Source organism: Candidatus Accumulibacter phosphatis, assembly GCF_012939955.1.
Classification (GTDB): domain Bacteria; phylum Pseudomonadota; class Gammaproteobacteria; order Burkholderiales; family Rhodocyclaceae; genus Accumulibacter; species Accumulibacter delftensis.
The window spans coordinates 1-8995 of record NZ_SPMY01000084.1 but is presented as its reverse complement, the minus strand read 5'-3'; the positions used below and the strand labels follow the sequence as shown (position 1 = coordinate 8995).

Here is an 8995-nt window from a genome sequence, read left to right as displayed (position 1 = left end):
GGTCGACAAGGAGACCCGTACCGTGCAAGCGCGTGTGGAAGTGACGAATCTGGACGGCCGGCTCAAACCGGAAATGTTCGCCACCGTCGCCATCCGTACCATCGAGACGACCAGACAGGGTGCGACAGTCAAAGCCTTGCTGGTCCCCACCGAGGCCGTCGTGTTGATGAATGGTCAGCCCACGGTGTTTATCGAGGACAGCGACGGCTTCGAGCCGAGAAATGTCGTGCTCGGGCAGAAACTGCGTGGGCGCCTGGTGGTCAAGAGTGGCCTGGCGACGGGCGAGCGGGTGGTGACGGCGGGCGCTTACGCCCTTAAGGCACGCATCATGAAGTCGGAGCTTGGCGCAGGTCACGGGCACTGAGGGGAAAACCATGCTGAACCGTATCGTTGATCTCTCATTGCGCTACAAGCTGCTCGTCTTGCTGGCTTTCGTGCTGATGGCTTTCTTTGGCGTCCGCGCCTTTCTCAACGTCCCGGTGGATGCGTTCCCGGACGTTACCCCGAACCAGGTCAATGTCTATACAGAGTCGCCTGGACTGGCCGCCGAAGATGTCGAACAACTGCTCACGACGCCGATTGAAACGGCCATGGCTGGCCTGCCGGGGGTCGAGCAGATTCGCTCGGTTTCCCTATTCGGCCTGTCTTACGTCGGTGTCTATTTCAAGGATGATGTGGACATCTACTTCGCCCGGCGCCTGGTCGGAGAGAAGTTGCAGGAGGCCAAGGAACGTTTACCCGCAGGCTATGGCGAGCCTTCTCTCGGACCGAACAGCTCGGGGCTTGGCCAGGTTTTTTGGTACACCGTGGAATCGGCCGACGAGAAACTCTCGGCCATGGACCTGCGCACCTTGCATGACTGGACCGTGCGTCTCATGTTGCGCACCGCGCCGGGGGTAGATGACGTCACCACCTGGGGGGGGCAGGAAAAGCAATACCAGGTCCAGATCAATCCAGAAAAACTGATCAAGTACGGACTCTCCTTCAAGGCCGTCATGGAAGCGCTTGCCGCCAATAATCGGCAGGTGGGCGGACAGTACATCAACCTCGGCCAGGAGCAATATCTGGTTCGCGGCCTTGGTCTGGTGGCCAACACCACGGACATTGGCAACGTGGTCATTGCCGAGCGCGAGGGCGTGCCGATCCACGTGCGCGAGGTGGCCGAAGTCAAGGAAGGCCCGGCGCTGCGCTTCGGGGCAGTGACGCGCGACGGCAAGGAGGTGGCTCTCGGTATCGCCCTCGCACGGATCAACGAAAACCCCAAGAGTGTCGTTGATGCGGTGAAGCAGAAACTCGATCTCGCGCGCCAGGCACTACCTCCTGGCGTCAGCATCAAGCCGGTCTACGACCGAACCGAGCTGGTCGACAAGGCGCTCGCGACCGCCGAAAGCGCCCTCGTGGAAGGATCGATCCTGGTGGCCATCGTGCTCTTCCTGTTCCTCGGGGAAATTCGCTCGGCAGTGGTCGTGATCGCCACTTTGCCGCTGGCGATGCTGTTCGCCTTTCTGATGATGCAATATTTTGGGCTGTCGGCCAATCTCATGTCTCTGGCAGGTCTGGCGATCGGCATCGGCATGATGGTGGACGGTGCCGTGGTCATGGTGGAGAACGCCTTCCGCTTGCTCTCGCATAAGACTGGTCAGGTCGTAAACCGCACTCACGTCATGCTGGAAGCTGCGCGCGAGGTCATCAACCCGATCGCTTTTGCCATTCTCATCATTATCGTGGTGTTCCTGCCGCTTTTCTCGCTGACCGGTCTGGAGGGCAAGCTGTTCAAACCCATGGCCTTCACGATCACTTTTGCCATGGTGGGCTCGCTGATTCTCACGCTTACCCTGGTGCCTGTGCTCGCCGCGCTGATCCTGAAACCCAAGGAAGAAAAAGACACGTTTCTGGTCCGCTGGATCAAGGCTGGCTACCTGCCGGTTCTCGACTGGGCGCTGGAAAACAAGAAGAAGGTGATCGTCGCTTCGCTGACCTTGCTCGTCTCGGCCCTCGCCACCTTCCCCTTCCTCGGCAAGGAGTTCATGCCGACGCTCCAGGAAGGCGCCATCATGTTCAGAGCGACTGGCATCCCGTCGACTTCGCTGGAGGAGTCGATACGCGTCTCGCAACAAATGAATGATGTACTCAAGAAAGAGTACCCACAGACCAAGATGGTGCTGGCCACCATTGGACGCGCAGAGAAGGGCGAAACCGCCGACGCCAACTACATGGAGGTGTTGGTAGAGGTCAAACCACAAGCTGAGTGGCCTGAGAAGATGTCCATACCGGAACTTTCAGACCGCATGAAGGAAACCCTGGAGGTGGCGCTACCGACCGTGGTGGTAGGCAACACCCAGCCAATCCAGATGCGGGTCGAAGAACTGATTTCGGGCGTACGTGCAACGCTTGCCCTCAAACTTTACGGACCAGACCTCGCCGAACTCGACCGCCTGGGCGCAGAAAGCAAGGGCATCCTGAGCAGTGTACCTGGCGTCGCCGACCTGTCTCTGGAAGCCAACAAGGGCAAGCCGCAACTGGTCGTGAAGGTCAACCGCGAAGAAGCCGCGCGTTTCGGGATCAACGCTGACGAGATTCTGGAGATGGTGCAGGCCGGAATCGGCGGGATGGCTGTCAGCACGCTCATTGATGGCGTACGCCGCTTCGACATTCAGGTGCGTCTCGATGCAGCATTCCGTGATACGCCGCAGGCAATCGGTAATATCCCGGTGCGTACCTCATCCGGCGCCATGGTCCCGCTCTCGCGCGTGGCGACGGTGGAGATGGACGAGGGCTATACCTTCGTGCGCCGCGAGCAATTGAGTCGCTATGCTGTCTTGCAGATGGACGTGAGAGGCCGCGACGTGGACGGTTTCGTCCAGGAAGCGGACGAGAAAATTCGGAGTCAGCTGAAGCTTCCCGAAGGCTACTGGATTGAATGGGGCGGGGCTTTCGAGAATCAGCAGCGGGCGATGGCGCGACTGGCGCTTATCGTACCGCTCACCATTGGACTCATCTTTGTCCTGCTGTACACCGCCTTCAACTCGCTGACCCTCGCCACGCTAATTATTGCCAACGTGCCCTTCGCGGCAATTGGCGGGGTCTTCGGACTGGCGATAACCGGCCAGTACGTCTCGGTGCCCTCTGCGATTGGCTTCATCGCCGTGTTCGGGGTAGCCATGTTGAACGGTATCGTACTGGTGTCATTTCTCAACGACCAGCGCGGCCAGGGCCTGTCGATCCGTGACGCGGTACGCCAGGGGACGGCGCTACGCCTGAGGCCCGTACTGATGACCGCCTCGGTGGCCATCCTCGGCCTCATCCCGATGTTGCTTGCGCAGGGCGTTGGCGCGGAAACACAACGGCCTTTGGCGACAGTCGTCGTCGGTGGCCTGCTTACCTCGACGGCCCTGACGCTGCTCCTGCTGCCGCTCATGTACGAGTGGGTCGAGACGCGCCGCGAGCGTCGCACCAGAACTTCACAGTGAAAGGAACAAAGATGAATACGGTGTTCGCTATCGTCGGTCTGGCCGCGCTGACGCTTACCGGTTGCGCAGGGCATACGCACGCGCTTGCGCCGGCAAGTGGAAACCCGAGCGTCACGGTTGGCACCTTCAGTCACGAGGGGCGCGGGGCGCCGGCAATGCTCCTGGAGGTCGAGGGGCGGCGTTTCACCGCCAAGGACTTCGCGATACGCCGCAACGCCAACCTCTCGGCCTTGCAACAGCACGACAGTCGTGGCCGGCGTCACAGCGGTATCGCTGCTGGAAGCGATACCGAACACTACGACTACTCGGCCAACCCGGAATTGCGCGCGGCGGATGGCGCGGTGCTGCGATGCACCCTGACCTGGCCCGCTCGGCAAGCGCCTGCAGGCTATTGCGAGATGGATGAAGGGACGCGTATCGCTGTCCGCTTTGAGTAAGCGAATCGGCAATCATGAAAAATCCAAAGGAGAACTGACGTGAAGGAAATCAAGGCATTCATCCGGCAGCACCGCATCGCCAACGTGCTTCAGGCGCTGCGCGATCTGAAGGTTGCCGACATCAGCTATCACAACATCACGGTCTCCCAGGTGCAGCGGCCCTTGGCGAGTGAGGACCCAGCGCAGCAGCACTACTCCCTGGATCTTGCCGAAGCCGTCGTCTCCGAATACAAACTGGACCTCGTATGTGCCGATGAAGTGGTCAACGAGCTGATTGCCGCCATCACGACAGCGGCGCATACGGGTCTGCCAGACGCCGGCTGGATCTTTGTGAGCGAGGTGACGAAGGCAATTGAAATTCGCTGAAAGCCCGTCCAACTTGCAGCTTTCCGAAGCTTCACCCTCAAGCCGGACGTATGATGGCCAGATGGAAATTATGATAACGATCGGGGTAACGGCCAGTGGCCACAGATTGCGACTCACGAACAAGAGCGCGGCCAATGCTCCGCCCGCGCTCACGCAGGCCGACATGGCGGTGATGAACGACGACCTGCGTCTGCAGAGAACGGCGAAGGGCGTGTCATGACCGGAGCAGCATCACCACGGATCGAGGCCTTCGAGGCCAAGATAGCCGTGTCGGCGCGGCACCGGCTTGCCGGCTACCCCCGGCGTGCGTTCGCTGCCCTGGAGCGGGCACATGTGCTGGGGCAGCGGGACTTCAGTGCGCACCTGCGCGTGCATGGGTGGATGCTTCGGGTCGGCTGGGAAACGGGTGACTCGCGCGAAGTGGTCGGGCAGCTGATGCGACTCGCGCTGGTGCCGCTTGGCCCCCTCCTGCCAATTGGCAACACCGGCGGCGCGAGCGTCAGCGCCTTCGCGCCGATGGGCATCCCGCCCGAACTGAAACGGCTGCTGCAAGGCCGCGACCGATGACCCCCCCCTCTGCCAGCGCGGCGCAACCCCACCCTGTGGCCGCCGCCTCGAGCGACCGCTGGTGGCTGTTGATGGGGATCGCCGCGTCAATGCTGGCGCTCGACCAGGGCGTCAAGTGGATCGTCGCGCAGAATCTGCCGCTGGGCGCGAGCATCGCGGTCACCGAGTGGTTCAATCTGGTCCATGTTCTCAACCCGGGTGCTGCGTTTTCGTTCCTGGCCGATGCCGGCGGATGGCAGCGCCATGTGCTGACCGTGCTGGGTGTGGCCGTCAGTGTCGTGCTCGCCGGGCTGCTGTGGCGCGGCGTCGGCAGTCCTGTCGAGCGCGTGGCCTATGTCGGTCTGATCGGTGGCGCGCTGGGCAACGTCGTCGACCGGGTTCGCATTGGCGCGGTGATCGACTACCTCGATCTGCATTGGCGCGACATGCACTGGCCTGCGTTCAACCTGGCGGACATCTTCATCGTCGGCAGTGCGGCGCTGCTGGTGCTGGCGGCGTTCAGGCCGGGCCCAAACGGGCAACAAACCGGACAAGGGAGTACTGGATGATGAGCATTGCTGTTTCGAATCGTCGACTTGCGCGCATCGCCGCAGCCTTGTTGATATTGGGTGCGGCGTCAGCCGTCCATGCGCAGGTGCGGGTCGACGGGGCGTGGGCGCGTGCGACCGTGCCGAGCCAGTCGGCCACGGGCGCCTTTATGCGCCTGACCGCCGACAAAGATGTCGTTCTCACCGGCGTCAGCTCGCCGGTCGCCCGTGTCGTCGAAGTGCACGAGATGTCGATGGACAAGGACATCATGCGCATGCGCGCAGTCGATCAACTTCCCTTGAAGGCCGGCCAGACGAACGAGCTGAAGTCCGGTGGACTGCACATCATGATGATGGGGCTGAAGAAGCAGATCAAGGTGGCGGAGGTCGTGCCCTTGACGCTCTCGTTCAAGGCGGCCGACGGCCGCGTGTCGACGGTCGAAGCGAATGCAATGGCCAGTTTCGCCCCGCCCGAACGATGAGCACAGCACAGTCGGTGGGGCCGCGCCACGGCGGCCGGTATGCCACGTTCTGGACACCGCTGTTCCTGGCCTGGCTGCTGGCGTTGTTGGCCACGGCCGGCGCACTGTTCCTGGGCGAGGTTATGGGCAATACACCCTGCGTTCTGTGCTGGTATCAGCGCATCGCGATGTTTCCGCTGGTGCTGGTGCTCGGCATGGGCTTGTTCACCTCGGACCCTCGCTGTGCGCGCTACGCCTTGCCACTGGCCGCGGTGGGATGGGGCATCGCTGCCTACCACCTGATGGTTTTCTGGGGCGTGGTGTCCGAGGGCCTCGTGCCCTGCGGCCAGGGATCGTCCTGCACCGATATCGATGTGCAGGTGGCCGGTTTGATGCCGATTCCGCTGCTGTCGCTGGCGGCGTTCAGCGGCATCCTGGTGCTGCTGTGGTTTTCAATGAGGAGGGAAAAGGCATGAGCAGGAAGTGGATGGTTCTGGCGACGGTCGCCGTGGTCGTTCTGGCCTTCGCGGCAGGGGTCGTGGTCTTCACGGGGCGCACGAACCAGGAGGTGACGGCGGCGGCCCAGACGCACAGCGACGCGCTGGTCAGGCCGCACTCGCCCATCTACGGCAATCCGGCGGCCAAGGTGACGATCGTCGAGTTTTTCGATCCGTCCTGCGAGGCCTGCCGCGCTTTCTATCCGATCGTCAAGCGCATCGTCAACCCCAAATTCCGCGATCGCGTATGTGGCGGCCCAGCGACGGCGGATCAGAGGCTCCGGAGACGTCCGAACGAGCGCGCAGGAAGGCGCGAAGCCACGGCGAACGCCCTCGGGTGTCGTCAGACGGGCTGGCGAGATCCCTCTGGCATAATCTCGGCCGCTCGGGACGAACGGGACCGCCCGTGCCTCACCGCAGGGGTTTCGTTACCGCCGTGGAAGAAGCGAGGAACTACGGGCTGGGATTCGCAGTAGCGCAGGCGAAGCTGCGGGCGCGGATACGCTGGAACAGGTCGAGGTTCTCGCTGGCGATCTTCAATACCCAGGCGCCGGCATGCCGCACGAGCTTGCCCGGCAGGTGAAACAGGCGCCAGCGTACGGTGGCGACTTGATGGCGCTGCCAACCCTCGCCGAGAGCGGAATGCTTGAAAAGTACGAAGAGATTGTGCGCGATGACGCCGATGCGGAAGAAGGCGGCATTGGCGGCAAACTGCCCACAGGGCATGCGCTCCATGCCAAAGCCAATCTTCAGTTCCTTAATGCCGTTCTCGGACACCTCGCCGCGCTGCCGATACCAGATCAGGGTGTCGGCCGCCGATTCGACCCGGTTGCTGGCAATCACATGGTACTTTGGCGCATCGTCGAACAGTTCGGCCTGGCGCGGGTACTTCACGACAATCAGTCGGAAGGCTTTCTTCGTCTCGCCCATGCTGTGTACCGTCTCGGCGACAGCGCAGTCGGCATACGTTTTCCACGAGGTTTCGGGAATCTCGGCAATGGCCTGCAGGGTGGGGGCGTCCAACCGTCCGCCGATGGCGAAAGTCTTGCCGGTGTCTTCACAGTAATTGAAGATGTCGGCTTGGTAACCGGCGGAGTCGAGACGAACCTGGGCAATGCGGTGTCCCTTGGGCAAGCGCGCTTCGCACGCCTGGATGAATTCGAGGTTCTGCGTCGCCGGGGCGATGTTGCCTTCCCGAAACTCGTCGTAGATCACGACACCCGCTTCGGCCAGGTGACCGATCATCGGCATATAGCCCTGTTCACCTTTGTACGTGAAGTGTGCGGCTTCCTTCTCGGCCACGATCTGCGAGGCGTCTCCGTCCAGCGTGTGCGCCTTGATCCCGATCTGTCGAATGCGCGTCGCCACCGCTCGCCGGTTGATCCGATCCAGTCCGTCCAGTCCCGTGCCGATACCGGTCCGGCGCAACCAGTCCCCCACCGCGTCCGTGCTCGGCAAGACGTCCTGCTTGAGCACCTGGTTCAGCGCCGTGTCGTTCTTGAGCGTACGCAGGTCTTCCAGCGAACGTCCGCCACCTGTGAGCATCAGCACCAGTGGCGTGACAAAGGCATTCGCCGCATAGCCCCGCGCACTGCCTGGCTTGGGCATCTCAGTGGTCAGCCAGCGCTTCAGACCCAGGCCTCCGATGAACTCGCCGAACAGCGCCAGACCGGCATTCGCCGTCAGCCGCTCCTCCGTCGCTTCCACCTTGAACGGAAGCACAGTCTGTGCCAGTTCCCTCATCTTCCTGCCCCCCTGGATCACCCAACCGGTGCTCGTTTCGACACCGATAGTTTACCGGAAAGCCTGCAAATACGGCCCCTCCAAGGGATCTATGCGGTTCGAATCGCGGAATCTGGGTCAACGCGAGCTTCGGCCAGGTCCGGCTCGTCGTGCGAAATGCGCCTTTGCACCACGGGTCGGATACGGCCGTGCGGATCATCGAGGCGGCGCGGCTGCAGGACAAATACTGGGAGGCGCTCGAGCGGGCGCTGGCTGCGCAGCCGCAGTGGGCCGCGCATGACCGGCCCCAGCCGCTATTGATCTGGGACGTCATTGGCGACATCGGCCTGGACATGGCGAAGGCGAGAGCGGATGCCGATGGGCCGGCCGTCGACCAGGTGTTGCGGCAGGACATCGCCGACATGCAGGCGCTGAAGGTGAATCGCACGCCAGGCTTCTTCGTCAATGGCACGCCCTTGCGTGACTTCGGCGAGGCGCCATTGAAGGCGCTCGTCGAGCAAGAGCTCAAGAAGCGGTCGGCTCAGAAAACGGAAAATAAAGCACGGTAAGCAATTTGGCAGATGCCTCTCTATTGAGGTCGTCATGTGACTGGGGTTGTAAGCCGGAACCGCCGAATATGTAGTGCACCGCATATTCTGAAATATGCAGAGTCCAGGAATATGAGGAGTATTCTTTCCTAGGGCGGCAGCATTTGCCTTGAAATCAGGTGGTTGCAGCGGTTTCTTTTGCCGGTTTTCTCGGCATATTACTGTCGTCCTTGAACGGTTGGTTAGCCAAAGGAGGACAGTATGCTTACGACCTATTTCACGCGCCCGGCAACGCGCGCGGGGGTATTATGCGGGACCTGTCGGTCCCTATCTAGACCCTTTCACTGACTGGTTGGTGAAACGGGGTTATTGCAAAGACGCCATCCGGCATCTTCTCCTT

12 protein-coding genes are annotated in these 8995 nt (G+C 61.8%); 11 read left to right on the top strand and 1 reads right to left on the bottom strand.

The genetic code is table 11. The annotated features are described in order from the left end of the window. The 10 genes from E4Q23_RS21090 to E4Q23_RS21045 all read left to right on the top strand — a co-directional run. On the top strand, positions 1-364 hold a 364-nt coding region (locus tag E4Q23_RS21090; RefSeq protein ID WP_211203881.1), incomplete at its 5' end, for an efflux RND transporter periplasmic adaptor subunit. 10 nt (positions 365-374) lie between these two features. Then, a complete protein-coding gene (locus E4Q23_RS21085) occupies positions 375-3470 on the top strand; it encodes an efflux RND transporter permease subunit (RefSeq protein WP_169068451.1) in 3096 nt (1031 codons plus the stop codon). Positions 3471-3481: 11 nt separating this feature from the next. Beyond that, positions 3482-3907 (top strand): hypothetical protein, encoded by a 426-nt coding sequence (locus E4Q23_RS21080; protein ID WP_169068450.1) that lies wholly within the window; start codon positions 3482-3484, stop codon positions 3905-3907. A 39-nt stretch (positions 3908-3946) separates the two neighbouring features. Beyond that, complete coding sequence (locus E4Q23_RS21075; protein WP_169068449.1) at positions 3947-4273, top strand: P-II family nitrogen regulator; 327 nt, start codon at positions 3947-3949, stop codon at positions 4271-4273. Beyond that, complete coding sequence (locus E4Q23_RS21070; protein WP_169068441.1) at positions 4260-4493, top strand: hypothetical protein; 234 nt, start codon at positions 4260-4262, stop codon at positions 4491-4493. The genes E4Q23_RS21075 and E4Q23_RS21070 overlap by 14 nt, the downstream gene beginning before the upstream one ends. Continuing rightward, a complete protein-coding gene (locus tag E4Q23_RS21065) occupies positions 4490-4840 on the top strand; it encodes a DUF3703 domain-containing protein (protein ID WP_169068448.1) in 351 nt (116 codons plus the stop codon). The genes E4Q23_RS21070 and E4Q23_RS21065 overlap by 4 nt, the downstream gene beginning before the upstream one ends. Then, entirely contained in the window at positions 4837-5388 is a 552-nt protein-coding gene (gene lspA / locus E4Q23_RS21060; RefSeq protein WP_169068447.1) for a signal peptidase II, read from the top strand. Before E4Q23_RS21065 ends, lspA begins: the two co-directional genes overlap by 4 nt. Then, positions 5388-5849 carry a copper chaperone PCu(A)C gene (locus E4Q23_RS21055; protein WP_169068446.1) on the top strand — a complete coding sequence of 154 codons (462 nt, stop codon included), beginning with the start codon at positions 5388-5390 and terminating at the stop codon, positions 5847-5849. Before lspA ends, E4Q23_RS21055 begins: the two co-directional genes overlap by 1 nt. Further along, positions 5846-6304 carry a disulfide bond formation protein B gene (locus tag E4Q23_RS21050; RefSeq protein WP_169068445.1) on the top strand — a complete coding sequence of 153 codons (459 nt, stop codon included), beginning with the start codon at positions 5846-5848 and terminating at the stop codon, positions 6302-6304. Before E4Q23_RS21055 ends, E4Q23_RS21050 begins: the two co-directional genes overlap by 4 nt. Beyond that, positions 6301-6801: a thioredoxin domain-containing protein gene (locus E4Q23_RS21045; RefSeq protein ID WP_169068444.1), complete on the top strand. Its 501-nt coding sequence runs from the start codon at positions 6301-6303 to the stop codon at positions 6799-6801. The genes E4Q23_RS21050 and E4Q23_RS21045 overlap by 4 nt, the downstream gene beginning before the upstream one ends. Here the strand turns inward: E4Q23_RS21045 and E4Q23_RS21040 are convergent. Next, positions 6779-8068 (bottom strand): IS1380 family transposase, encoded by a 1290-nt coding sequence (locus E4Q23_RS21040; RefSeq protein WP_169068443.1) that lies wholly within the window; start codon positions 8066-8068, stop codon positions 6779-6781. The genes E4Q23_RS21045 and E4Q23_RS21040 overlap by 23 nt on opposite strands. A gap of 110 nt (positions 8069-8178) precedes the next feature. Between E4Q23_RS21040 and E4Q23_RS21035 the strand changes: the two genes are divergently transcribed. Further along, complete coding sequence (locus E4Q23_RS21035) at positions 8179-8616, top strand: DsbA family protein (RefSeq protein WP_336511750.1); 438 nt, start codon at positions 8179-8181, stop codon at positions 8614-8616. Positions 8617-8995 lie beyond the last annotated feature (379 nt).